At 46.3% G+C, this 24,738-nt stretch carries 20 protein-coding genes; 7 read left to right on the top strand and 13 right to left on the bottom strand.

Annotation, left to right across the window (positions count from 1 at the left end; translation table 11 throughout):
• Nucleotides 1-276: 276 nt before the first annotated feature.
• Together DESPCE1_RS0108845 and DESPCE1_RS0108840 are read left to right on the top strand one after the other, a co-directional pair.
• A complete protein-coding gene (locus DESPCE1_RS0108845; protein ID WP_014793672.1) occupies nucleotides 277-678 on the top strand; it encodes a cytochrome c in 402 nt (133 codons plus the stop codon).
• Nucleotides 675-2,003, top strand: a complete 1,329-nt coding sequence (locus DESPCE1_RS0108840; protein ID WP_019850228.1) for a cbb3-type cytochrome c oxidase subunit I — start codon at nucleotides 675-677, stop codon at nucleotides 2,001-2,003. The genes DESPCE1_RS0108845 and DESPCE1_RS0108840 overlap by 4 nt, the downstream gene beginning before the upstream one ends.
• Here DESPCE1_RS0108840 and DESPCE1_RS0108835 read toward each other — a convergent pair.
• The 4 genes from DESPCE1_RS0108835 to DESPCE1_RS0108820 form a co-directional block, all read right to left on the bottom strand.
• A complete protein-coding gene (locus DESPCE1_RS0108835; RefSeq protein WP_014793670.1) occupies nucleotides 2,000-2,716 on the bottom strand; it encodes a DUF169 domain-containing protein in 717 nt (238 codons plus the stop codon). The two genes, DESPCE1_RS0108840 and DESPCE1_RS0108835, sit on opposite strands and share 4 nt — an antisense overlap.
• Before the next feature lie 211 nt (nucleotides 2,717-2,927).
• The gene (locus DESPCE1_RS0108830; protein ID WP_014793669.1) at nucleotides 2,928-4,880 is read right to left on the bottom strand and encodes an ABC transporter ATP-binding protein; all 1,953 of its coding nucleotides are present in this window, start codon (nucleotides 4,878-4,880) and stop codon (nucleotides 2,928-2,930) included.
• Nucleotides 4,867-6,624: an ABC transporter ATP-binding protein gene (locus tag DESPCE1_RS0108825; RefSeq protein ID WP_014793668.1), complete on the bottom strand. Its 1,758-nt coding sequence runs from the start codon at nucleotides 6,622-6,624 to the stop codon at nucleotides 4,867-4,869. Before DESPCE1_RS0108825 ends, DESPCE1_RS0108830 begins: the two co-directional genes overlap by 14 nt.
• Nucleotides 6,621-7,181, bottom strand: a complete 561-nt coding sequence (locus tag DESPCE1_RS0108820) for a MarR family winged helix-turn-helix transcriptional regulator (RefSeq protein ID WP_019850227.1) — start codon at nucleotides 7,179-7,181, stop codon at nucleotides 6,621-6,623. Before DESPCE1_RS0108820 ends, DESPCE1_RS0108825 begins: the two co-directional genes overlap by 4 nt.
• Before the next feature lie 281 nt (nucleotides 7,182-7,462).
• Between DESPCE1_RS0108820 and DESPCE1_RS0108815 the strand changes: the two genes are divergently transcribed.
• Entirely contained in the window at nucleotides 7,463-7,783 is a 321-nt protein-coding gene (locus DESPCE1_RS0108815) for an SCP2 sterol-binding domain-containing protein (protein ID WP_014793666.1), read from the top strand.
• A 78-nt stretch (nucleotides 7,784-7,861) separates the two neighbouring features.
• On the opposite strand, the gene DESPCE1_RS0108810 is transcribed toward DESPCE1_RS0108815, so the two are convergent.
• Nucleotides 7,862-8,848: a chlorophenol reductase gene (locus tag DESPCE1_RS0108810; RefSeq protein WP_014793665.1), complete on the bottom strand. Its 987-nt coding sequence runs from the start codon at nucleotides 8,846-8,848 to the stop codon at nucleotides 7,862-7,864.
• Nucleotides 8,849-9,253: 405 nt separating this feature from the next.
• On the bottom strand, nucleotides 9,254-9,955 hold the full coding sequence (gene tsaA / locus DESPCE1_RS0108805) for a tRNA (N6-threonylcarbamoyladenosine(37)-N6)-methyltransferase TrmO (RefSeq protein ID WP_019850226.1): 702 nt from the start codon (nucleotides 9,953-9,955) through the stop codon (nucleotides 9,254-9,256).
• Between the two features lie 463 nt (nucleotides 9,956-10,418).
• On the opposite strand from tsaA, the gene DESPCE1_RS0108800 reads away from it, so the two are divergent.
• Genes DESPCE1_RS0108800 through DESPCE1_RS0108790 form a run of 3 tightly spaced genes read left to right on the top strand, consistent with a single transcriptional unit; the run spans nucleotide 10,419 to nucleotide 13,145 of the window.
• Nucleotides 10,419-10,967 carry a UBA/TS-N domain protein gene (locus DESPCE1_RS0108800; RefSeq protein WP_019850225.1) on the top strand — a complete coding sequence of 183 codons (549 nt, stop codon included), beginning with the start codon at nucleotides 10,419-10,421 and terminating at the stop codon, nucleotides 10,965-10,967.
• 26 nt (nucleotides 10,968-10,993) lie between these two features.
• Nucleotides 10,994-11,674 (top strand): response regulator transcription factor, encoded by a 681-nt coding sequence (locus DESPCE1_RS0108795; protein ID WP_014793662.1) that lies wholly within the window; start codon nucleotides 10,994-10,996, stop codon nucleotides 11,672-11,674.
• Nucleotides 11,664-13,145: a cell wall metabolism sensor histidine kinase WalK gene (locus DESPCE1_RS0108790; protein WP_019850224.1), complete on the top strand. Its 1,482-nt coding sequence runs from the start codon at nucleotides 11,664-11,666 to the stop codon at nucleotides 13,143-13,145. Before DESPCE1_RS0108795 ends, DESPCE1_RS0108790 begins: the two co-directional genes overlap by 11 nt.
• Before the next feature lie 71 nt (nucleotides 13,146-13,216).
• Here the strand turns inward: DESPCE1_RS0108790 and DESPCE1_RS0108785 are convergent, their stop codons facing one another.
• Together DESPCE1_RS0108785 and DESPCE1_RS0108780 are read right to left on the bottom strand one after the other, a co-directional pair.
• Complete coding sequence (locus DESPCE1_RS0108785) at nucleotides 13,217-13,396, bottom strand: hypothetical protein (protein ID WP_019850223.1); 180 nt, start codon at nucleotides 13,394-13,396, stop codon at nucleotides 13,217-13,219.
• A gap of 7 nt (nucleotides 13,397-13,403) precedes the next feature.
• Nucleotides 13,404-14,315 carry a LysR family transcriptional regulator gene (locus DESPCE1_RS0108780; protein ID WP_019850222.1) on the bottom strand — a complete coding sequence of 304 codons (912 nt, stop codon included), beginning with the start codon at nucleotides 14,313-14,315 and terminating at the stop codon, nucleotides 13,404-13,406.
• 129 nt (nucleotides 14,316-14,444) lie between these two features.
• On the opposite strand from DESPCE1_RS0108780, the gene DESPCE1_RS0108775 reads away from it, so the two are divergent.
• Complete coding sequence (locus DESPCE1_RS0108775; protein ID WP_019850221.1) at nucleotides 14,445-15,875, top strand: aminotransferase class V-fold PLP-dependent enzyme; 1,431 nt, start codon at nucleotides 14,445-14,447, stop codon at nucleotides 15,873-15,875.
• A gap of 161 nt (nucleotides 15,876-16,036) precedes the next feature.
• Here the strand turns inward: DESPCE1_RS0108775 and DESPCE1_RS0108770 are convergent, their stop codons facing one another.
• The 5 genes from DESPCE1_RS0108770 to DESPCE1_RS0108750 all read right to left on the bottom strand — a co-directional run bounded on the left by DESPCE1_RS0108770 (nucleotide 16,037) and on the right by DESPCE1_RS0108750 (nucleotide 24,733).
• A complete protein-coding gene (locus DESPCE1_RS0108770) occupies nucleotides 16,037-18,685 on the bottom strand; it encodes a translation factor GTPase family protein (RefSeq protein ID WP_019850220.1) in 2,649 nt (882 codons plus the stop codon).
• A 224-nt stretch (nucleotides 18,686-18,909) separates the two neighbouring features.
• Nucleotides 18,910-20,211, bottom strand: a complete 1,302-nt coding sequence (locus DESPCE1_RS0108765; protein ID WP_019850219.1) for a DUF362 domain-containing protein — start codon at nucleotides 20,209-20,211, stop codon at nucleotides 18,910-18,912.
• Nucleotides 20,212-20,326: 115 nt separating this feature from the next.
• Nucleotides 20,327-21,973, bottom strand: a complete 1,647-nt coding sequence (locus DESPCE1_RS0108760; protein WP_019850218.1) for a long-chain fatty acid--CoA ligase — start codon at nucleotides 21,971-21,973, stop codon at nucleotides 20,327-20,329.
• 53 nt (nucleotides 21,974-22,026) lie between these two features.
• Nucleotides 22,027-22,893: a 3-hydroxyacyl-CoA dehydrogenase family protein gene (locus tag DESPCE1_RS0108755; RefSeq protein ID WP_019850217.1), complete on the bottom strand. Its 867-nt coding sequence runs from the start codon at nucleotides 22,891-22,893 to the stop codon at nucleotides 22,027-22,029.
• Between the two features lie 28 nt (nucleotides 22,894-22,921).
• Complete coding sequence (locus DESPCE1_RS0108750) at nucleotides 22,922-24,733, bottom strand: acyl-CoA dehydrogenase (RefSeq protein WP_028305521.1); 1,812 nt, start codon at nucleotides 24,731-24,733, stop codon at nucleotides 22,922-22,924.
• Nucleotides 24,734-24,738: the final 5 nt, after the last annotated feature.

Below are 24,738 nucleotides of genomic sequence, written 5' to 3'. Positions count from 1 at the left end.
ACTGTGTATAAGGCAGCTAAGGCTTCTGCTTCGCTTCACTAACCATAAGCCAAGCTTTCTTTAAGCGCAGGGGCGGTCAGGTCAGCGAAGCTTTCTTAACGAAGCGGAGCCATGGTTCACATCAGGTATTACCCAGAGGTTGGTGTAGCTGTTAAGAAAGCGAGTTGACCAGCCCCGGAGCTATAGCGTGAGTGATGTGCGTAAAGCTACGCGACCCGGACAACATTTAGTGCCCCGTAAACCTACTGCTTCAATTGCAAGAATGGATGATACACTTTGAAACTCAGAACCTTTATTCTCATTTCTATATCTTCCTTTGCCCTATTTGCTTTGACCGTTAAATTCTCCTGGGCACTGGACTATCCCATGAGCGAGGAAGCGGTCGCCGGTAAAGAAGTCTGGCAGCGCTATAATTGCGTCAGCTGCCATACTTTATTCGGCAATGGCGGGTATGTGGGAGGAGATTTAACCCATATCACGGCTGAACGAACCCCTGACTATCTAATGACTTTGTTTAACAATCCGCCGGTGCTTCCGCCCCATCAAAAAGAGACCCATACTTCTTTGACTGAAAAGGAAACCCTGGCTATGATCGCTTATTTCGAGTACCTAAATACCATTCCTACCTTAGGCTGGCCTCCTCAACCAAAAGAATTAAAAGGTGGGGATGTCCGTTGAAGGGTTTCTTAGGAAAACAAATCGCCCGCCGGTATGTCCTCTACGCCGTGTTCCTCTTTGGTATTCAGGGCCTGGTCGCCTTGCTTGGAGCAACTTCATTGATAGTTCCCGATTTCCCTTCCCCTATTTCCTACGAATATGGACGGGCCGTGCACCTTGCCCTGGCCACTTTTTGGCCGGTCATCGGTATGATGGGGATGGTGTACTATTTTACTGTGGATCAACTCAAGGCAGATATCTATTCACCACGGCTGGCCAGATGGCAGTTTGTCATATTACTAATAGCTTCAGGCGGACTTCTGGGTACTTTAGCCCTGGGAATCGGTAACGGGCGGGAATATCTGGACGGACTGCCTGTCTTTTATATGGGAATTTCACTAGGTCTCCTTCTCGGAACATACAACTTAATAAGAACGCTTTGGAAAAACAGACGGAAAATAACCCCTGCTGCAGGAATTATGACAGTAGGGGTGGTGTTTCTCAGTGTGTTGCTCATACCCAATGTTTTGAGATTCAATAATCCCGTAGCTGACGAAGCGGTAAAGTTTTGGGTGGTCCATCTTTGGGAAGAGATGGCTTTTGAACTCACCACAAGCGGCTTCATCGCTTCCTTTTTTGTTACAGCCGGTATTGCTGCCAAAAAGGATATAGAAAAGTGGCTCTACTTGGAAGCCACTCTTTCAGTGATCGGGGGATTATTCGGCACGGGGCATCATTACTTTTGGATCGGCTTTCCTCCGATTTGGCTCTTCCTGGGCCCGGTTTTCAGCTTCATTCAAGTCCTGCCTGTCTTTCTCCTTGCCTATTTGATCTATAAAGGGTTTAAGAAACACAAACCTTTCAGCCTTAGAGAAAAGCTTGCCGTCTGGCTGATTTTAAGCAGTATATTCCACCATCTTACCGGAGCAACCTTACTGGGTATATTGATCACAATTCCCTGGATCAATTTATATACCCATGGTACCTATATAACCTCAGGACATGCGCATTTAGCTTTATTTGGCACCATAGGTTTTCTGATTTTAGCCGGTGCTTATGCCATTTTAATTGAGGAAGATGCCCTGAACAAAAAAACCTACGGATATGGCGTATCTGGAATCATCCTCCTCAACCTTGGCCTCATCGGCATAAGTCTTTGTCTGATCCTGGCCGGATTTCTTCAGACTTATCTGTGGCGAGTCATGGGGATTGATTTCATGGTAGTGAGCTCAGTCATCAATCCTTATTTAATCCTACGCGCTCTCTTGGGCTCTCTGTTCACTCTGGGAGCAGCTATCTTATCCTTTTTAATTATCAAGACTTGGTGGAAGACCCGGAAAGCTTAAATGCGTTCGGCTATCTCCAGCCATGTTTCCTTGGTCAGAAAGCTTTCCTCTACCTGTTCTTCCAATTCCAGAAAACGTTTGTAGGTCATGCTGAAAGAAAGAATATCCTTATCGATGAATTTCCGGGCAGAAGGATCCGTGAGGCCAATAAAGCACTGATCCTTGTCCTTATCGACTTGATCCAAGGTAAAGAGCACAGTCTGATGACAGCCCGCTCCAAAGTTAACTTTGACATTATCCTGAGTCGGTCGATCATAATTGGCCAGCACAGTCAAGGCCGAGATCTGATCCGCATTAACTAAAAAGATGATCCCCTCCGGAGTTTCGCCTTCTTTTGCTTCGGACAGGGGCTTAAAGATAATATATTCTTTTGCTGTCACTTTAGGCAGTCCAAGAGCGAATTTACCAGCGAGTTCAGGGTTCTTTTTATAAAACTCCCCTTCTCGTCCACCTACACCACCCGTAGATAAGAAATACTCAATAAAACCCAACTCAAATTGCCTGAATCCCAGTCCCACCTTACCACCGTTACAAGTAGTCGTAGAGTTAGCAAATACCGCAACATGTCCTTTGGCAGCCATGTTGAGCAGAGAGATGGCACAACCCCATTTTCCTTCTTTAAATTGCATTGCCTTTTCGGGCTTGGAATTGGAGCGCAATACCGCTACAGGCTGGTTTCTTAATTTAATAGCTTGGGCAATTTTGCTTTGCATAAGAATACTCCTCACTTTTAAATTTCTAGAGATATTCAACTATCATATTACATGTTTTCGCTTGCACAATTCCGAAATCCTCTTTTAAGTTGGGTAGAAAACTAACCATTCGTAATTGGAAAAAGGTAGCTATTCTAAATATATTTTCGCCATTTCGAGTAGCGGGATGTTTGAGCGAGACTCACTCAGAGGGGGATTCCCCCCCTCTGCGCTATTCCAGCTCAAAGGCTCCTGTATAAAGCTGATAATACTTCCCTTTTTCGGCAATCAGCTTCTCATGGGTGCCTCGTTCAATAACCCTTCCCTTTTCGAGAACCATGATCACATCGGAGTTCTTAACTGTGGAAAGTCTATGGGCAATGACAAAGACCGTTCTCCCTTCCATCAAGGAATCCATCCCCCGCTGGACGATGGCCTCGGTGCGGGTGTCGATGGAGGAGGTGGCTTCATCCAGAATCATCACCGGCGGGTCCCCTACCGCGGCACGGGCAATCGATATCAGCTGCCGTTGGCCTTGAGATAATCCGCTGCCGTCCCCGGAAAGAACCGTCTGATAGCCTTGGGGAAGCATACGGATAAAGCCATCTGCATTGGCCAGCTTAGCGGCGGCAATGCATTCCTCATCACCAGCATCAAGACGGCCATAACGGATATTGTCCATCACTGTTCCTGTAAACAGATTGACATCCTGCAGTACGATACCCAGGGAACGGCGCAGATCCCCTTTTTTGATTTTATTGATGTTGATTCCGTCGTAGCGGATCTTTCCATCGGCAAGATCATAGAAACGGTTGATCAGATTGGTAATGGTAGTCTTACCGGCTCCCGTAGCCCCGACAAAGGCCACCTTCTGCCCGGGTTCAGCATATAAGGTGATGTTGTGCAGAACCATCTTATTCTCTTCATAGCCAAAGTCTACATCGAAGAAACGGACTTCTCCTTTAAGCTCTCTATACTCCACCGTTCCATCTTCCTGAGGAATTTTCCAGGCCCACATATCTGTGTGCTCTGCACTTTCAATCATGCGGCCTTTTTCTTTTTTGACATGGACTAAGCTCACATGCCCTTCATCCCTTTCCGGCTCTTCATCAAGGAGTTTGAAGATCCGTTCAGCCCCAGCTAAAGCCATGATGATGGCATTTAACTGCTGAGACACCTGAGCAATGGGCATGATGAAGCTGCGGGACAACTGCAGGAAAGAGGCAATCGTTCCCAAGGTAAGTACATTAGTCCCGATGATGGTCAGATTGGGAACTCCCCTAATAGCCATGAAGCCGCCGACAATGGCTAAAGCTACATAAAGGATATAGCCAAAATTGTTCATCATAGGCATGATGATATTGACATAGGAATTGGCTGCCGTGGCATGGGCACAAAGCTCCTCATTTTTGCGGTTAAAGGTCTCTTTGGCTTTTTCTTCATAGTTAAAGACCTTAACGACCCGCTGACCGTTGATCATCTCTTCGATATAGCCATTAAGAGCTCCCAAGGATTGCTGCTGCCGGATAAAATAGGTACCACTCTTGCCTGCAATGCTGCCGATAAGCCTTAAGATAAGGAAAATACACAAGACTACAAACAAGGTCAGCCAAAGGCTGAGGTATAGCATGGCAAAGAAAACTGCAACAATCGTAACGAAGGAGGAAAAGGTGTGCGGAATACCTTGGGAGATCATCTGTCTTAAGGTATCCGTATCATTGGTGTAATGACTCATCACATCGCCGTGGGTATGGGAGTCAAAATACTTAATGGGCAACTTCTGCATGTGGGAAAACATCTCATCCCGGATTTTCTTTAATATCCCCTGGGAGATGGACACCATAATCCGGTTATAAATTAAGGTGGATAGAACCCCAACCAGATAAATGCCCGCCATCACCATCATAATCCGCAGCAAACCGGCATAGTTGGGGACGGCTTCCAGAAGAAGGGGAGCAATATAGTTATCAATCAGGATCTTCAAGAATACGGAGGACAGAACTCCGACAAGAGCACTGATCAGAATGCAAACCATAACGAAGAGGGTTTCTACCTTGTAACCTCGCAAATAAGACAAAAGCCGTTTTGCCGTTTGAGGATTGAACTTGGCTTTAGGCGGTTTCCCGCCGGGAAGTCCCCTGCCATGAATTGAACCCTTTCCCGGCCCACCCCTAAATCCCATCATCATTCTTCCCCCCTTTAGCTTGCGACTCATAGACTTCCCTGTAAATATCACAGCTCTGCAGCAATTCTTCATGGGAACCCACAGCGCTTATTTTTCCATCATCCATGACCACGATCTTGTCCGCATCCTGCACTGATGAAACCCGCTGAGCGATGATCAGCTTCGTCGTATTCGGTATCTCTTCGCCCAACACCCTGCGGATCTGGGCATCAGTCTCCATATCCACGGCACTAGTTGAATCATCAAGAATCAGGATTTTAGGATTCTTCAGCAAAGCCCGGGCTATACATAGCCGCTGTTTTTGCCCTCCCGAGAGATTTACTCCTCCCTGTTCAAGAAGGGTATCGTATTTTTCCGGGAATCCTTCAATGAAGTCATGGGCATGGGCCAGCTTGCAGGCATGGATGAGCTCTTCCCCCGTGGCGTTCTCATTTCCCCAGCGCAGGTTTTCTTTGATCGTTCCTGAGAAAAGCACATTCTTCTGCAGAACCATGGCCACCTCATTCCGTAAGGTCTCAAGGTCATACTCTCTGACGTCGACACCGCCTACCTTGACCTGGCCCTGGGTCACGTCGTACAGACGGGGAATCAATTGGACTAAAGTAGATTTAGAGGATCCTGTTCCCCCTAAAATGCCAATGGTTTCACCGGCTTTAATCTTCAGGTTGATATTAGCCAAGACTGATTTCTCCGTGTTATTACCGTAGCTGAAGCTGACATTTTCAAAGGAAATATCTCCATTGCGGACTTGATAGACCGGATAGTCATTGTTTCGCAGATTGCTCTCTTCCCCGAGAAGTTCAACGATCCTTTCGGCGGAAGCCCGGGAAATAGTCAGCATAACAAAGACCATGGAAAGCATCATAAGGCTCATGAGAATCAGGATGGCATAAGTAATCAAGCTTAAAAGTTCTCCTGTGGAAAGCCCAAGTACGGGATCCCCACCGGAAGCCACAATGGCACGGGCTCCAAACCAGGATACTAAAAGAATACAGGCATACATGCAAAATTGCATCAGAGGCATATTAAAGACCAGCAATCGTTCCGCTTTGGTAAAGTCCTTGTAGATTGAGCCGGAAATAGCCGTGAATTTTTCCGTTTCAAAGTCTTCACGGACAAAGGACTTCACCACCCTAATTCCCCGGAGATTTTCCTGAACCACGCTATTCAACTTATCATAGGTGCGAAAGACTCTGGCGAAAATGGGATGAGCATTGCTCATAATGAGCCATAGCCCCACACCGAGAATCGGAATGCTTCCCAGGAAAATAAGGGACAGTTTTTGATCGATACGGAAGGAGACTAAGAGAGCAAACACAAGCATGATCGGACTGCGTATAGCCATGCGGGTAAGCATTTGGAAGGAGTTCTGCACGTTAGTAACGTCTGTGGTCAGTCGGGTCACTATGCTTGCTGTGGAGAACTTATCGATATTGGAGAAGGAAAAGCCCTGAACTCTATAAAACATGTCCTTGCGCAGATTCTGGGCAAAGCCTGCCGAGGCAACCGCGGCAGTTCTTCCAGCTAATAGTCCGAAAGCCAAACTTATAAATGCCGCGACAAGAAGAGCGCCTCCCATTTTAGCTATATAATTCATATCTCCCGCATCAATGCCATAGTCGATAAGATTGGCCATCAATAAAGGAATCATAACTTCCATGGTCACTTCCAGGGCCACAAAAAGCGGGGTCAATAGAGTTGCTTTCTTGTACTCCCGAATACTTTCAGCTAGTTTTCTAATCATTCACTGAACTCCTCCAATAACTGCTTCCTCTGACACTCCATGTCTCCCTTACCAAGGTCCCTCTTACTACCTAAGTCCTTCTCATCAAGACTGCTTTGGGAGAAAGGGCTCTCTGTTAAATTATTCTTCATTCTTTGGATATAAGAATAAAACTGAACGATTTCTTCTTCTGTAAAACCACGAATCAACATTGCTTCCAGGTTGTCAATATCTTCAACAATACTTTCGTGAAGTGCCAAGGCCTTAGGCGTAAGGACCAGCTTCTTGAGGCGTGCATCATAGGGCACGCTCTGGCGATCGATAAGCTCTTTTTGTTCCATAAGCTTAAGAACTTTGGAAGCCGTCGATCGATTGACCGTAAACATCTCTTCAATATCTTTCTGAAAGATATCCTTATCCTTATTCTCCGCAAGATAAGCAATAATCCAACTGTTGGTTCCGGTGATCCTCTTAGCGTATTGAAAATTAACAGAGCTCTTTACATGCCGTTTAATCAGATGACTGAGAGAACGGATTTGAAACCCTATGGCTTTCTTGTCCAGATCGATTGATTTCATGCTATATTCCTTCCTTAACTAAGTAAAAACACCAATAATGTTGCATGACGAATTGTTCGCCATGCAACATTATACTTTATTATCCATACTCTTTCAATCATAAGTTAAATAACTAAAATCCGCCATTCGTGTATATTCTTTGAAATATTACGTTCAGCTAATTTTGGTCTTTCTAATAAAAATAATATAAATTCCAGACCAGATATGCTAGAGTTTATATCAGAATATTCGGACATCCCTAAGCGTTTTAGATTTTTATGAAAGAAACGGGAGGTAAGACAATGAATTCACCTAAGGCACTGATGGATGACTTCATCAAAAAAACGGAGGAAAAAGCGGAACTAACATCGAGCATCAACGGAGTCTATCAATATGATTTTTCAGCCAGCGATCACGGAGTATGGAGCGTTACTTTCGAAAACGGCAAAGCAGTCTATAAAGAAGGTGAAGTTCAAGACCCCGTAGTTACCATAAAAGCTAAATTTGATACCTTCGTTGATTTTTACCAAGGAAAACTTAACGCGATGTCTGCCGTTATGACAGGCAAGATCAAAATCAAGGGCAATATGTCCGCCGCCATGAAGATGCAGCAATTCCTATAACCCTACTTGTACACCAAAAAAGATTGCCCTGAATCAGATCACTGATTCAGGGCAATTCCTTTTCATCATGACTTATGTTTATTTTACTTCTTTTCTTACTTCATAAGCTTTTACTAAAGCATCAATGAAGCGGGAGTGTGGATCTTGAAGTGACATAGTAGCACCGGTTGTAACGTCTACGAGCATTTTCTTTTCAGCTTCTGTGAAGGTTGCAACTTTAGCTTTATCAGCGTCAGTTAACTTCTCAGGATAAGCCATTTTATAAGGTCTTCCGTTGGCATCGCAATACTTAGCAAACCAAGCTTGAACTTCGGCAACAGTCTTTCCTTTGAAGTACTCTTCATAGAAGTTCATTTGCTCCCACCATTCTTTACCGGAAACGGCGCTGGCTTTCATAGCGTAAGCATCGCCTTCTTCTTTCTTAGTTTCCCAGTTAAAGCCATTGGTTTGAGCATTTTTGTAGAGTGATTTGTCTGCCGCTTCAGGATCCATCCAACCTGGGAACATATCAGGAAGGACTTCTAAAACGTCAAACTGTAATTTTACAATCTTGCCGGCATCATCAAAAAGTGCGGCAACAGTAGTAACGTTTAAGTTGTCATGATTTTTTTGTCTGGCAGTGTTATCACGATAGTTGGCTACCATACCAATTCCTTGGTAAAGTTTCTTTGCTGCTGGGGCAACAGTAGTACTGGGAGCAGTAGCCGTTGCTTCAGCTTCAGCCTTAACAAGAATTTTTTGACCAGGGAAAATCAAATTGATGTTCTTAATTTGTGGATTTAATTTTGCTAAAGCGTCAATTGTCAGACCATTTTTTGCAGCAATCATCCAGAAAGCGTCACCACTTACTACGGTGTAGTAGGATCCTGCTGCCACTTTAGAGGTGTCGACACTAGTTGTTGCAGCTGGCGCTGTTGCCGCAGGTTTTGCCGGCGTTGCGGGCGCAGCTGGGGTTTGTGCCTCCACTGTTGCTGAAGTTGTGGTGTCAACTGCAGCAAAAATCGGGAGTGCCAATACGGAAAAAGCGACTGAAATTGATAGAATAATACCCAGGGTTTTTTTCATGTTACTCCTCCTTAAATTTTTTATTCTAGGATTCATAAACCTAAGTAAAATGAAACTTAAATTCATGAATCCCAAATCTAACCCCTCATTGTTTTTTTATTCATCCATCTCATTCATCTGGTAAGTATCACTTTGTGAGAATCGTGGTAAATGAGACCTGAGCTTATGTAGTTGAAGCATATGTAGCTGAAACGGATATAGTTTTAGTTCTAACTTTCATAAATCCTTCAATTATTGTAGGTACAATTATTATCACATCAAGTATTAGTCAGACAAGTATTGCAATAACAAGTATCCCGCATGTAAAAATTACCACAGCTTAATGACTTAGTCAATAGCTATTTTTATTAAAGTATAAAAAATCTAAATAGTCCTTAAACGAAAAATCCTACCCCCTAAATTCTACTAGGAAGCAGGATGTGTTCTGCCTTGTACCACTTCACACACTGTAAGCACCTTATCCAGAACTGTAAACTTTATATCGAATCCAGCAAATTCGAGACCGTAAATACGTTCAGGGTCATTTTGATAAGAAGGCCTGGGGTCATGGGCCAGTACACTGAAAAGGGCCTCCCGCCGTTCCGGCGGAATACGGCTTAGCCATTGCTCAGGGAAGTCCACCTCCAATTTATGATCTGTGAGTGGTTCGATGAATCCCCCCACAGCCTCCGGGTGGCAGTCTGTATAAGGAAGATATGGCTTAATATCGAAAATGGGAGTATGATCCATAAGATCGGCCCCCGATACATGGAGAATCGGGCCGAACTCCGGATGAACTTCTACCCTCTCAATCCTTACAGATGAGAGCCCCAGCGGGTTAGGCCGAAAGGGAGAGCGCGTTGCGAAAAGCCCCATTCGTTTGTTGCCGCCCAGCCGCGGCGGGCGCACAGTCGGAGACCATGTGTCGCGGACAGCTTCAGAAAACTCCCAAATAAGCCAGATATGAGAAAACCCTTCTAAACCGCGTATTGCATCTGGATTGCGGTATTCCGGCTCGAACACTATGACCGCTTTAAGTTCATCTATGAGGCCACTTTGACGGGGAATTCCGAACTTTGTCGGGAAATCAGTGCGAATACGGGCGATGATTTTTAGTTCTCTGGTCATTGTCATTCTGCACTCCTATACTAAAACTCGGAAACTTTTTGCATTCATTCCGTTTATTCAATTATACTTTTTCACGGTGCTTTTTCAAAGTAATGATCTAGGTACATAGGTTAAAATAGCAGTACCATAAAAATTATCATTAGAGGAAAACAAATGCAGGGTTTTTGCCGTTTTTGTATAAAGCATTAATATCAATTAATTTGTCTAAGCGGAGGAATTAAAATAAAAATCTAATTCCCCTTCTTAAGCGGATGATGACTTACTAGAAACCATTGACTTAATCTAAAATTTGTATATTATGTCTTTATTACGTGTATATTGTTTGTATATTACGCACTGAAAGTCGGGGCTTTTCATTGTTTTTTAATGTAATTTTAATTTTAAGCCAATAGTCCTTAAAGTTTTTTGGGTTAGAATTCAGACATAGCCAAGTTGAAAGCCAAAAAACAAGGAGGAACGATCTATGACACCCCTGGAAAAAGTAGAAAAACTATGTTCAATGGGAAATATCACCTTTGAGGAGGCTAAAGCTGCTCTGGATGCTGCTAACGGGGATCTGCTGGACGCCATCATCTATCTCGAAAAACAAGGTAAAATCCACGCCCCTTCCAGCGGCGGTTATTACAGCAGTGAAAAAACCGTCGATGCCCATGTCGTCTCCTATCAGGCCAAGGATTGGAAAAATCAGCATCATAGCGGCGATAAGGAGAATCCTTTCCTTTCTTTCTTCAAGGATGCCTGGGACTTTTTCTTAAAACTTCTGCGCAAGGGCAACGAAAATTCCTTTGAAGTGCTTAAAGGAACGGAAGTAAAGGGCTCATTCCCTATTACCGCCCTCGTCTTGCTTATGATCTTCGCCTTTTGGGTTACCATTCCTCTAATGGTTATCGGACTCTTTTTCGGCTTCCGTTATCGTTTTGTGGGGGCTGATATCAAAGCCACTACAATCAATGATGCCATGGATAGCGCCGCCGACGCCGCTGAAAACCTCAAAAAGTCCATGGACAAATAATTTATTCGGAAATGGTGGGAGTTTCCATGAGCCCAAACATCCTGATTATTGAGGATGAAGAAAAAATTGCCCGCTTTATGGAGCTTGAGCTTAATTATGAAGGGTACACTGTCACGAAGGCCTTTGATGGACGAACGGGGCTCGAACTTGCGGAGACCGGACGGTTCGACTTGATCCTGCTTGATATCATGCTGCCTAAATTAAACGGTACAGAGGTTCTGCGGAGAATCCGCCGAACCTCTTCCGTCCCCATTATCATGCTCACAGCCCGGGACAGCGTCATGGATAAGGTTTCCGGTCTCGACAGCGGGGCAAATGATTATATCACCAAGCCTTTCGCCATCGAGGAGCTTCTCGCCCGTATCCGCAACGCCCTGAGGAACACTGTATCCTTATCCTCTACGGAGGTATTGTCCGCTTCCGGCCTGCAACTGGATAGCGACCGCCGCACCGTGACCATGATGGGGGAACCCGTTGATTTAACCAAACGGGAATTTGACCTGCTCCATTTCCTCCTTAAAAACAAAGGCATCGTCCTCTCACGGGAAGCTCTGCTGGAAAATGTCTGGGGCTTTGATTTTGCGGGAGACACCAACGCTGTGGATGTCTACATACGCTTTCTCCGCGGAAAAATTGACGAAGTATTCAATATTAAATTCATTCACACCGTCAGAGGAGTAGGATATGTGATTAAAGATGACCAATAAATCCTCAACTCGTTCTCCCGGCCGTATTCGCAACAAAGTGCGGTTTTCCATCGTATGGAAATTGAACACCAAGCTGTTCTTCCGGATGTTCGGGATATTTTTAAATCTGAACATCTGTTTATTAGTCCTGTCCGCTGCAGGACTATTTGTGTATGCTGAACAAACAGTGGGGGCAACTGCCGAAAAGCTGACTCAGGCAGGAACGCCGCCCTCTCCGGAGATGGAGAATTGGCTTGACCTTACCCCCATCCGTATCGATCCTATAGCCGGAGAACCTGAAGGATTTCATATCCCTCCTGGTTTACAAGCCTACCTTTCCCCTTTGACCGCAAACCAGATCAGAAGTATTGATCTGCCCCATGGGGCGGGTCAGGGAATTTGGGAACGCATTCAGAAGGTAAGCTATAATGTGACCTTTCAAACGGACAACGGTTCTTACCTTCTCTCCTACCGCCCTGAGAGTACGATCAGAATTTTGGTCGCTCTGTTCGGGATCATGTTCTTAATCGAAGGGATCATCTTGCTTAGCAGCATTTCTTCCGGTGCCCGAGTCATCCGCCATACTCTTCAGCCCATCGAGCAATTGGCCGAAACAGCCCGGAGTTTAAGTCATGAAGGGATTTTTTCACCTGAGCAGCTCAAGGATTTGGCAGGAAAATTGGATCATATCAATGCTACCCGTTTAGATACGCGCATTTCCATGGACGAAACTCAGAGCGAGCTGCAAAGCCTGGCCCTGGCCATCAATAGTATGCTGGACCGCATCAATGAATCCTACCGCTCCCAGGTGCGTTTTGTCTCTGATGCCTCCCATGAACTCAGGACCCCTATCTCGGTGATTCAAGGCTATGCCAACCTGCTGGACCGCTGGGGCAAAAAGGATGAAAAAACACTTCAGGAATCCATTGATGCCATCAAGAATGAAACCGCACATATGAAGGCCTTGGTGGAACAGCTCTTGTTTCTCGCCCGGGGGGACAATAACACCATGGCCCTGCAGGCAGAGTCCTTTGAATTATCCTCCCTTGCCCATGAGATTCTGCGGGAAACACAAATGATTGATGGGGGGCACGAATACTCCTCCGCACTTACTCCCGTTTACATCAAGGGGGATAAAGGCCTGATTAAACAAGCCACCCGGATCCTCATGGACAATGCCATGAAATATACCCCTGCTGGAAAGCAGATCACTCTATCTGTTTCCAGCAAGGGAAACTTCGCCCGCCTCACTGTTCAAGATGAAGGAATCGGTATTGAACCGGAAGCCGTTCCTTTGATCTTTGATCGGTTCTTCCGCACCGATGTGTCCCGCACCCGGGCCACCGGTGGCTCGGGCCTGGGCCTTTCCATTGCCAAGTGGATTACGGAGCGGCATGGCGGACATCTGGAAGTTCTCAGCCGGCAGGATATCGGCACTCGGATCTCCCTGGTTCTTCCCCTTGTCCCGGAAGGAGAAGCTCAAAAAGGTTAATCATTAAGCGGCCTTATTCCACTTTATTAGTGAACTATAAGGCCGCTTCTTTTTATCTGCAGAGTTCAGTTTCAGGGTGTTTCGGAGGCGGGAGCTTCGGGAGTTTCGACAACCGCCGGTTCAGAGGGTGCCTTTTTCTCCAGACGCTTTAACTTCCGCGTGGTCTTGCCCATGAATTCATTGATTTGAATTAAAAACAGTCGGAAAGCCTTGGAGTCGGCCTGGGCCATGGACTGGTTGATTTTGGCCACATCCCGCTCACGTTCCAGCCTTAAAGAAATCTTGGGCTACTGAGATAAAAGCACTCATCTGCGGTGTTATCCATTTGTTTTTATGATAAAACAGTTGGCTCCACATATAAATTGCAGGAATATCTGTCTGAATTTGAGAGAGCTTTCCCTTCTCAATTGAGGTCTGTGCCGAAAACAGTGGTAAAAAGGAAATCCCCATTCCTTTTTCGACAAGATGGATGATGGTTTCCGTATTACTAATTTCCAGTATAGGCTTCATCTCTATATCCTTATCAGATAATAACCTTTCCAGTTCGTAGCGATAGCTTTCTCCCTGCTCTGTTAACAGGAAAGGCATATTAACTATATCCTCTAATTTGACTTTCTCTTTATCAGGAATAGCATAGTGTGTTGGCGCGACAAATATAATTTCTTCTTCTCTAAGGATAGTTCGTTTCAATCCGGGAGCGTTTATTTTCTTTTCCAGGGTAAAAAACAAATCAATAGTGTTGTTTCTTACCAGATCAATAAGAGTATCTCTTCCTGTGGTATTCACGACAATTTCGACTTTGGGATGAGCATGATGAAATTGTAACAAAATATCCGGCAATATAGCAGTGGAAACAGATTCTACACTTCCGATCCGAAGCGTACCTGCAATAACATCAGTGTCTTTGGTTGAGTCATTAGCTTTAGTGGATACAATCGCTTTATTAGTAACTCGAATAATTTCATTAGCATGAAAAATAAAAGCCTTGCCCTGCTCCGTGAGGGTCACTCCTTTGCCAATCCTCTCAAAAAGCTGCGTTCCTAGTTCCTTTTCCAACTGTTGAATTTGAATAGTTATGGTGGATTGAGAATAACCAAGCTTCTCTGCCGCTTTTGAAAAATTCCGCATTTCTGCTACTTTTAGAAAAGTTACAATATTTCTTAATTCCATAGTCATCACCTATTACTTTTTTTAAACGTTATATTGAAATTATGAATTTCACCAATATCTATTCACATGCTATTATAATAGCAAATAAAGTTAAAGTACAATAACTACTTAAATTTGAGGGTGATGACTATGCATGAAAAAATTGTAACAAGCAAACAAATAGAGAATGCCGCTGAAGAATTTATTAGAAATTTCTTTTCTTATTATCGCAAATTACCCAATGACAAAATAATTAACGAAATAGATAATGATAAAATAGAAAACTTGAGGAAAATTGGTATTCCTATTCAAGGGCGCGCTATAGACACTGTGGTCAATGAAATGGTAGAAGATATTTACCAATATGGAAATAATGTCAATCATCCTCGGTATCTAGGTTTTATTCCCGGACCTGCTTCCATGCTTTCTTGGCTCGGTGATGTTATGACTTCAGCGTTCAATCGTCATGCCGGAAGTTGGGTATCCTGCCCTGCCGCAAGCTGTATTGAACAGGAATTAATAGGATGGCTATGTAATCAGGCTGGTTTCACTGAGAAGTCAGGCGGACTGTTTGTATCCGGAGGTTCTATGGCCAACCTGACTGCAATGACTGTTGCCAGAGATAAAATTCTCTCAGAGGAAACTCAGCATTTGGGAGTTGCCTATGTTTCAGAGCAAACCCACAGTTCTGTGGCAAAAGGACTACGTATTATTGGAATCCCTGATAGCAGAATACGGAGAATACCTGTAGATTCATATTTTAAAATGGATACGGACCATTTAACATGTTCCATTCAGAAAGATATAGATGAGGGGCTTGCTCCTTTTATTGTTATCGCAAGTGCAGGGACAACAAATACTGGCAGTATTGATCCATTCGAAAAAATCTCTTCTATATGCCAGCGTTACGGTATGTGGATGCATGTGGATGGAGCATTTGGCGCTTCCGTCCTGTTGACAAAGACTCATAAGAACCTGCTTAAAGGAATAGAACTTTCTGATAGTATTAGTTGGGATGCACACAAGTGGCTGTTCCAGACCTATGCATGCGGTATGATTTTAGTGAAAAACAGAGAAAACCTGATGAATAGTTTTCATGTGCAGCCTGAATATTTAAAAGATTTAGGGGCAGTACAGGATTCCTTTAACCCATGGGAAATGGGTATAGAGTTGACAAGACCAGCTCGTGGACTCAAGTTATGGTTTACTTTGCAGGTTATGGGCAGTGATGCGATTGGGGCTGCCATCGAGCATGGATTTCAACTTGCGGAATGGGCAGAGGATGAATTGAAAAAAAATAAGGAGATAGAAATAGTTTCCCCGGCACAAATGGCTATTGTCAATTTCCGGTACAGTCCTCGTAATATGACTGAACATCAAAAGGACGAGCTGAATCAGCAGATTTCGAAAAAAATGCTTGATAGTGGTTATGCTGGTATCTTTACTACCGAGATAAACGGGAAAAAAGTTTTGCGCATTTGTGCAATTCATCCGGATACAACAGAGGCCGATATACGCAACACTGTTAGGCTTTTGAATCGATATTTTGAAGAACTTGTCAGTTTCCAAAGGACTGAATGAGTTATCTAAAAGCACTGCCGTGGGGTAAATAAGCGAGATAGGTACCATAAATTGCGCAAATTAAAAAAGGACATATTGAGGACGTGATCCACAATATGTCCTTTTTTCTCCAGACTCTAAAGATGATGAGCCGGTTAATGTCGGTTGCATTTCCAACGGATTTATTCTTTCTCTTCTTTAAGGAGTTCCTTTATCTGCTGTTCTGTTTTAGCAGATAATGCATCCTTGAGATAATTACGGGTTTCCGTTTGTTTTGCCTGATAAGCCTGCCTGACACTTTCATTGGCCATTTCGATTTCTTCTTTCAGATCCTTGGCGGATAATAAGGCACATCCCGCTCCCCTGATAATGATCTGTTGTAAACCGTCCGACGTAGCAACGGCTATATTGAATTTTTTCTGATGATCATAGGCAAATCTTTCAATATATTGATCCGCCGTTTGAGCTTCCTTGGTATAGACGATGCGAATAGTATCATAGTCGACTACTTCCTCAGGATGCCCCTGAACACGGTAAGCATCAAAAACAACCATAATCCGGCACTTGCGAATCCCCTGATAATTGCTTAAGGTATCAAGAAGCCGCATTCTTGCACCATCCATATTATCTTTGACAAGCTCTTTCAGTTCAGGCCAGGCAAAGATAATATTATAGCCGTCAACAAGAAGATAGTCCTCCTTAAGTTCTTTGAACTTATTTAAGTCGGTAGTGGGTCTATAATAACTTTCTGCGGCTGTTTTCCGTTTCTGCCAGACCGATTTTTTGCCCTGGTTAGCATAATAGGTCTGGTTAAGGATCCTGTCGATCTCTTCCGGATCGATCCACCTTTCCTCAGAATAGGATGCCTGAACATAAGGACCTTCCTCGAATAATTCATGCTCTTTTTGGAAGTAGCTTTCCACATGCATATAGTCCTTTACTTCATCCCATGGAACCAAAAATCCGGAACCATGGGCACAGAATACCGAACCTGTTGGATTATCCACATCCCTTTCCGAGTCATATCCGGCCTTTTCTATGACCTCTTCAGGATTATGACAGGGTTCATAACCCTTCAGACTGCAAAAAAGCCTGCCAAGACCTTTAGTATAGGCCATGACCTCTTTGTGATAGTTCCTCATGGTAAGCACTGGAGCACTTCCTGTAAGAACTGCTATATTCCCCTCTATATGAGTAATCTGACAGGTACCATGCATTTTCTCAAGGTCGGTCATGGCACGCCCCACCATTTTTTCAGGCAACTCCAGATGAAACGAATAATAGGGTTCCAACAGGATGGATTCTGCCGATTTTAATCCCTGACGTACCGCACGATAGGTAGCCTCTCTGAAGTCGCCCCCATCGGTATGCTTAGTGTGGGCCCGGCCTGACACTAAAGTAATTTTCATATCGGTAATCGGAGCCCCGGTGAGAACCCCCTTATGAACTTTTTCTTCCAGGTGGGATAAGATGAGTCTTTGCCAGCTTTTTCCCAGTACATCCTCACTGCATTCTACCCCAAACTGCAGACCGCTTCCCCGTTCCCCCGGTTCCATTAATAAGTGAACCTCCGCATAATGCCGCAAAGGTTCAAAGTGCCCTACTCCTTCAACCACACCCCCAATGGTTTCTTTATAAACAATCCTCCCTGAGCCGAAGGACACCTCGATGCCAAATCTGCTTTGGATCAGGCTTTGTAGGATCTCCAGCTGCACTTCTCCCATAATCTGTACCTGTATTTCACTGAGCTGCTCGTCCCAGACCATATGCAGGCCCGGATCTTCTTCCTCCAGCTGGCGCAGCTTGGGAAGCATCACTCTGGGATCACAGCCTTCCGGAAGGAGAATTTGATAGGCCAATACCGGTTCCAACAGGGGGGCATGAGAAGCTGCCTCTATCCCTAACCCTTCTCCTGGCTTGGTCTGAGTGAGTCCTGTTACTGCACAGACTGAGCCTGCTTCCACCTCATTCACCGCTTCGAATTTTTTCCCGGAATAGATGCGAATCTGATTGACCTTCTCTTCCCATACTCCATTGCTTAAACTATCCCTTACCTTCAGCCTTCCTCCCGTAATCTTCATATAGGTAAGGCGGTTGCCCTGTTCGTCTCTGCCTATTTTAAACAGTTTAGCCCCAAAGGCTTCCGGATAGGAAGGTATGTGAGCATAGTTCACAATCCCCTGCATCAATCCCTCTACGCCCTCTAGTTTTAAAGCGGAGCCGAAAAAGCAGGGATATACTTTACGCTTCCTAACCGCTTCTATAATCTGTGGAATCTCTATCTGTCCCCGATCCACATAAGACTCCAGCAAAATTTCATCACTCATAGCCAATTGGTCATAAAAATCATCGGCCTCAGTCTGTCCAAATTCAATACATCCATCGCTGAACTGTTGTTTCAATTCATTCATTATTTTTTCTTTATCCGTACCCACCTGGTCCATTTTATTAATAAATAAAAAAACTGGTATCTGATAGATGGCCAGCAACCGCCATAAGGTTTTGGTATGCCCCTGTATCCCATCCGCTCCGTTGATCACTAAAGTGGCATAATCCAGCACCTGGAGGGTTCTTTCCATTTCCAAGGAAAAATCCACATGGCCCGGGGTATCCACTAAGGTAATTTGTACATCGCCCACTTCCAGCATGGCCTGCTTGGAAAAAATAGTAATCCCTCTGGCCCGTTCCAGCTCAAAGTTATCCAGATGAGCGTCCTTATTGTCCACCCTGCCCATTTTGCGAATAGCACCGCTCAAATAAAGCAAACTTTCTGATAAGGTTGTCTTGCCCGCATCCACATGGGCACATATGCCGATGACCAATTTCTTCATAATCTGTTTTAATCCTTCGCTGTCCATAGTGATATATATATAATACCAGCAAGTGGGGATTTAATAAATTGTCTATTAAACGCTAATATTTAGGAGCTATTCCCTATTCAGCTTTATGCACCTTTAGCAATACCCTGTAAAGTAATCATCAATTACTCTACAGGGTATTGCTGTTCAGTGTATTCCCCATGTGCGGGAGTTGCCTGTCGCTTAATCCCTTTCCCTTACTCCACATTCCAATAAACTAGATCAAACCCTTCTTGCCCTTTGTAGCGGTCGAGAAGGTAGTGGCGGAAACGCACGTATTCTGCGTACTCACACTCCACTCCTTCTTTGGCCAATTCCTCGGTGAACTTCTTCATGTCCGGCGGGCATCCCCAGAGCTTAATTGCTTTTTTGATATTCGGATTATCCTTGTTATTATGGCAGGCGCATTTCCCGAAGAGCACCGTCAGATCAAAATCTGCCCCAGCCAACTGCCGCTTGCCGGTGAGCACTTCTACATTGGGAAATGGCTGACCCTTAAAGGCTGAGCCGAGAAGGATTAACATAGGATTGTATTGGACTGAGCAACCGGTGCAGAGGCTGCTGTCGTATTTGCGGACCGCCAGCCCGCTGATTCCCCGCTTCTTAAATCCGGCCGGTCCGGTATCATCATCAGTCCATTCCCAGTCGTAATCGATGAATTCCCGGTGGTCGGAGATTTTTTCCCCTTTGATTTCATAATCATCCAGGTCGAGGCTGCGGCCGTGCCGCTGGGCATAGTTGACCAGATGGGCAACATCCCGGGCATCATAGCCGAGAATTGCAGCCCCAGCCAAGTCACAGGCAAGGGGATCCCGGGAAGCGATCAACAGATCCTTACGGAAAGCTTTGCCGGTAGGAGCTGGACCTTTTTCCAGAGTAAAGAGCCCGTCTAAAATCGTTAAAGCCACAGGCAGTTTCTCAATGATCCGGGGAAAGGTTGCGCTAAGCTCCAGATCTCCCAAGCCATGACAGTATTGTTTGGACGCTCTGTTTAAGCATCCTTTCAGATTTTTGATGCCCAGGGATACTTTGGCCTGATTATGAGTCTTGAGAACCGGGACATTGATCATCTTATCCATCTCCAGAACCTGCTGGGCAATGTTTAAAACCATGCCATCGCCATAATCGACAGGGAGAAATTTTCCGGCGTTAAAATCAGCCAGTTTGACACCGTAGCGCTCCTTGAGCTTTTTATAGCCCAAGGTAGTGAACACAGCATCCCCTTCCGGTTTGGCATTCATTATTCCACCTTCCCCGATCGTCAGATCCCGGAAGCCGTGCTCGGCCAGGATATGCACCAAGGCAGCGATCACTGTACTGGTGGTCACCACTCCAAACGGGGCAAAGGGCAGGTCAAAATCCCAACTGACGATATTTGGTTTGATCAGGATCTTGTCCCCGGTATTTAAGCCGGCCAATCCGTCACTGAGTCTGAGCGCCTGGCGCAAGGACTCCTGCACATCCTGGGTGGCTTTGACGATGGCAACAGTGGATTTCATACTCTCTCCTCTTTCTGTTTAGTATTATCGCTACAAACTCGTGAATTACGGTTGATATTGCTCTGGAGGCATCGGGCATCTCCCTGTCGAAGGTCAGTTTCTGATGATCTCTCCATTAACCGTTACTGCCTGCGGCCTTGATCTTTGCCAATTCTTCGGCCACCAATTGCCGGCGCAGGACTTTGCCGACGATGGTCCGCGGCAGGGTTTCCCGGAATTCAATCTGACGCGGGACTTTGTAGGCCGCCAGTTTGGTGCGGCAGTATTCGATAAATTCCTCGGGCGTCCCTTCCGTATCCGGGTTTAAGACAATATAGGCCTTGACCGTTTCTCCCCTGTAAGAATCGGGAATTCCGGCCGCCACCACTTCCTTGATTTTAGGATGCTCATAGAGCACTTCCTCAATATCGCGGGGATAAATATTATAGCCGCCGGCGATGATCATGTCCTTCTTGCGGTCAATAATATAGAAATAACCGTCTTCATCCATCTTGGAGATATCTCCGGTATGCAGCCAACCGTCGCGCAAGGTTTTTTCCGTCTCTTCCGGCTTTTCCCAGTACCCTTTCATGACCTGAGGACCGCGGATACAGAGTTCCCCGACCTCGCCGATGGGCAATGTATTGTTTCCAGTCTCCAAATCGACGATTTTGCTGTCCGTATCAGGAAGGGGCAGACCGATCGAACCTGCCCGGGAGGGACGATCCAAGGGATTGCTGTGGGTAACCGGAGAAGCCTCGGACAGGCCGTATCCTTCCTGTAAATTCCCTGCTCCACCGGTGATTTCGGCGAACTTATGGGCTACTTCCAGAGGAAGGGGAGCGGAACCGCTGTTGCAGACCTTGATAGCCGCCAGGACCTCTTTATACTCGGCGGCCCGGGGATGGTTGTTGATGGCCAGGAACATCGTCGGCGCCCCGGGGAAAAGGGTAGGACGGTATTTTCGGATCGTTTCCAGGAGCATATCCACATCAAAGCGTGGAAGGATAATCTGCGTCGCAGCTATGGCGATAGAATAATTGACACAATTGGTCATCCCATAGACATGGAAGACCGGCAATAAAGTAATAATCCGTTCATCGCCATAATTCATATCCACCGCCCATTCAATCACTTGCAGGGTGTTGCAGATCAGATTACGGTGGGTGAGCATGACCCCTTTGGATACCCCGGTTGTTCCTCCGGTATACTGGAGGACGGCGATATCTTCGGCCGAATCAATGGATACGGCCGGCGGAGTCGGTTCAGATCCGGCGATCAACTCATCGAGGGAGTAGAAATCCTCCCCGGCCTTGACCGGGGTAAAGTTAAACACGATCACCTTACTGAGGGAGGTTTGATCAAGGACGTTTTTCACCCGAGGGTAAAGGGGCTCAAAGACGACGATCCCTGAAGCTCCCGAGTCCTTCATCTGGTGAATGATTTCCCGTTCCACGTACATGGGGTTGGTTTGCACCACGATGACGCCCAGCTTGAGCAGGGCAAAGTAAGCAATTATCCACTGGGGACAATTGGGGCCCATCAATCCGATCCGATCCCCTTTGCCGATTCCCAGTCCGGCGATGGCCGTGGCCAGGCGGTTTACTCTATCCCCAAACTGACTGTAAGTAATTTCCCGGTCGGCAAAAATCATGGCAATAGTATCCGGCATGTTGGCCACGGTTTCATCGAATACCTGGCCCAGGGATTTGTCCGGATAATCGAGGTGGTGCCGGACTCTGGCAGGATAGTGATTAATCCACGGTTTACCTCTTGTCGACATCTTGTCATACCTCCTCAGGTTTGCAGATTAGATCTCTCATTCCTTTCCCACACTTATTCGTATGAATAGAACCCTTTTTTCGTTTTGCGGCCCCACTCTCTTTTAGCGTATTTTTCCACCACCAGGGGCGAGGGCTTATCCTTGGGATCCCGTGTTTCTTTGTAGAGCTCTATTCCGATGTAATAGGAGAGGTCAATCCCGGTCATATCCATTAGCCGGAACGGTCCCATGGGATGCCCGAGAGCATTGGTAACGGCGGTGTCAATTTCTTCCGGACTGGCAATCCCGATATCAGCCAGGAAGAGGGCCTCATGATTGATAGCGGCCAGAATCCGGTTGACCAGGAAACCATAGATTTCTTTCTTCAACCATACTCCGGTTTTCCCCATCTTCTCGCACAGATCCATGGTGATTTGCGCCGTCTCCGGGGAGGTATGGTTACCCTGAACCACTTCGACCAGTTTCATCACCAAGGGCGGGTTAAAAAAATGCATATTGCAGACTTTATCCGGGCGCCGGGTCGCATCGGCCACTTTAGAACTGACGATAAAGGAACTGTTGGTAGCCAATATGGCATGGGAAGGAGCGATCCGATCCAAATCGGCAAACAGTTGGCGTTTGACATCGATTTTCTCTACGGCAGCTTCGATTATAAAATCCGCGTCCTGAGCCGCTTCCTCCAGACTGGTGGTGAAGCTCAGATTAGCCAGCCCCAGTTCCGCCTGTTCCTGGGTCATCTTCCCCTTGGCTACCCGCTCCGGCAAATAGGTGCGTGCGAATTGGCCCGCTTTATCCAGCATTTCCTGGCTGATATCGGTGCATTTCACTTTATACCCGCTCAATGCGGCGCAGAGGGAGATTTGGTGGCCCATGGTGCCGGCCCCGATCACACAAATAGTCTTAATGTCGTCAATCGTCATTAAAGACACCTCCATGAATTAATTTGATTTAGAATGCCTCTTCAGGAATTTCCAGGGCGGATGTGTCCCCGTCGTCAATCACCTTGACCGCAGTGATCACATCAGGAACACTATTATGGATATAGAAGCGGGAACCGGCTACCTTTCCGGCATAGTAGGGATCAGCATTCCCTTCGTCCAGTTTGGCCTGAGCGATCAGGGCTTGCTGCATCAGGAGACATCCGGCATATAATTCTGCGGTAAGGCGCAGGATGCGGGTGGAAAAAAGAGCGATCTTGCGGATGTCCTGGGTAAAATAGGCCATGACTGTGCCCAAAAGCCCCTCATAAGCATGGAGGGCTTTGCCCAGGATCGCAAATTCAGACGCAAAGTGTTGATTCTCCCGGTTTTTCTGAATGAAGGTTCCCAACTCGGTCAGCCAGTCCCGGAAGACCTTGCCATTGTCCAAGCGCCATTTGCGGCCGACTAAATCCAGGGACTGGATGAAGTTGGTTCCCTCCCAAATGGAATAGATCTTGCAGTCCCGGGCTTGACGGGCCACCGGGTATTCCTCGGTATAACCGTACCCGCCGTAAACCTGGATCGCTTCGGTAATCATCAGCCAGGCCTGGTCAGAGCAGTAAGCCTTGATCAGGGGGGTGATTACCTCCAGTTTTCCCTTGGCGTCATTCACCTCAGCCGAATCCTCTCCGAAGGCAATCATGTCAAAATAATAATAGGCTTTAAAAACCATGGCCCGCATTCCCTCCAGGGTTGACTTCTGGGTAAGAAGCATGCGGCGCACATCTTCGTGCTGAATAATCGGTTTCCGACCGGCCTTGGGGTCGGCGATGGAGCGGCCTTGAATCCGTTCTTTGGCATATTGCACTGAATTGTTATAGGCGACAGTGGCCACGGCTAAAGCACTGTGCCCCGTGTCCACCCGCGCCCCGTTGATCATCTTAAACATCTGAGCCATTCCCTGGCCGACTCCTCTTTCATCCGGCGGGCTGCCCAGCAAAACGCCCCGGCATTGCTCCTCTTCCCCGAAACCGAGTACGGCCGTGGAAGAACCTTTGAGGCCCATCTTGTGTTCAATGCTGACGGTAGAGACGTCATTGCGCTCCCCGAGGGAACCGTCCGGGTTGACCCAGTACTTGGGCACGATGAAAAGAGATAAGCCTCTGGTGCCGGGGGCCGCGCCGTCCACCCTGGCCAGAACCAAGTGGATGATATTCTCCGTCAGGTCATGATCCCCTCCGGTGATAAAGCATTTCGTGCCTTTGACTTTATAGATCAGGGGATCGTCGGTGGGGTAAGCCTTGGAGAGCATGTCACCGACATCGGATCCGCCGCCCGGTTCCGTCAGGCACATAGTACCTCCCCACTCCCCGGCAAACATTTTTTGGGTATATAACTTAATCTGTTCCGGGGAACCAAAGGCTTTGATCACGGAAGCGATCCCGCCGGCCAGACCGACGTAGGGGGTAAAGGCCGGATTAGCTCCAATCATAAACTCATGGACCGCGCCGTAGAGCATGGATGGCAGAGTGCCCTCAGCATCCACGTCTTTATTGCTTGAGCCCCAGCCGTTTTCCTCGACATAGCGGAAGGCCTTATGAAATGAAGGGGGTACACTCACCTGGCCGTCACGGAGTACGGCACCCATCTGATCCCCGTCATCATTGGTGGGAGCCACCACCTCCCGGCATACTTTGAGAGATTGATCAAGGATGCCGTCCACATCATCCAGGCTGAATGCATCACGGAAACGCTTCAGTCCCAGGATCTTTTCCCCATCCAGCCACTCTTTGATAATGAACTTGTGATCCCGGTTGTCATAGATGTATTTGCTGCCCAGAACAA

Origin of the sequence: Desulfitobacterium sp. PCE1 (genome assembly GCF_000384015.1) — a bacterium.
Lineage (GTDB): Bacteria > Bacillota > Desulfitobacteriia > Desulfitobacteriales > Desulfitobacteriaceae > Desulfitobacterium > Desulfitobacterium dehalogenans.
This window is presented reverse-complemented; position numbering and strand designations above follow the sequence as displayed.

Bases quoted from the DNA above. Each gene is read 5' to 3' on its own strand.
- DESPCE1_RS0108835 (WP_014793670.1), bottom strand. From the start codon at position 2,716: ATGCAAAGCAAAATTGCCCAAGCTATTAAATTAAGAAACCAGCCTGTA.
- DESPCE1_RS0108830 (WP_014793669.1), bottom strand. From the start codon at position 4,880: ATGATGGGATTTAGGGGTGGGCCGGGAAAGGGTTCAATTCATGGCAGG.
- DESPCE1_RS0108825 (WP_014793668.1), bottom strand. From the start codon at position 6,624: ATGATTAGAAAACTAGCTGAAAGTATTCGGGAGTACAAGAAAGCAACT.
- DESPCE1_RS0108820 (WP_019850227.1), bottom strand. From the start codon at position 7,181: ATGAAATCAATCGATCTGGACAAGAAAGCCATAGGGTTTCAAATCCGT.
- DESPCE1_RS0108815 (WP_014793666.1), top strand. From the start codon at position 7,463: ATGAATTCACCTAAGGCACTGATGGATGACTTCATCAAAAAAACGGAG.
- DESPCE1_RS0108810 (WP_014793665.1), bottom strand. From the start codon at position 8,848: ATGAAAAAAACCCTGGGTATTATTCTATCAATTTCAGTCGCTTTTTCC.
- tsaA (WP_019850226.1), bottom strand. From the start codon at position 9,955: ATGACCAGAGAACTAAAAATCATCGCCCGTATTCGCACTGATTTCCCG.
- DESPCE1_RS0108800 (WP_019850225.1), top strand. From the start codon at position 10,419: ATGACACCCCTGGAAAAAGTAGAAAAACTATGTTCAATGGGAAATATC.
- DESPCE1_RS0108795 (WP_014793662.1), top strand. From the start codon at position 10,994: ATGAGCCCAAACATCCTGATTATTGAGGATGAAGAAAAAATTGCCCGC.
- DESPCE1_RS0108790 (WP_019850224.1), top strand. From the start codon at position 11,664: ATGACCAATAAATCCTCAACTCGTTCTCCCGGCCGTATTCGCAACAAA.
- DESPCE1_RS0108780 (WP_019850222.1), bottom strand. From the start codon at position 14,315: ATGGAATTAAGAAATATTGTAACTTTTCTAAAAGTAGCAGAAATGCGG.
- DESPCE1_RS0108775 (WP_019850221.1), top strand. From the start codon at position 14,445: ATGCATGAAAAAATTGTAACAAGCAAACAAATAGAGAATGCCGCTGAA.
- DESPCE1_RS0108770 (WP_019850220.1), bottom strand. From the start codon at position 18,685: ATGAAGAAATTGGTCATCGGCATATGTGCCCATGTGGATGCGGGCAAG.
- DESPCE1_RS0108765 (WP_019850219.1), bottom strand. From the start codon at position 20,211: ATGAAATCCACTGTTGCCATCGTCAAAGCCACCCAGGATGTGCAGGAG.
- DESPCE1_RS0108760 (WP_019850218.1), bottom strand. From the start codon at position 21,973: ATGTCGACAAGAGGTAAACCGTGGATTAATCACTATCCTGCCAGAGTC.
- DESPCE1_RS0108755 (WP_019850217.1), bottom strand. From the start codon at position 22,893: ATGACGATTGACGACATTAAGACTATTTGTGTGATCGGGGCCGGCACC.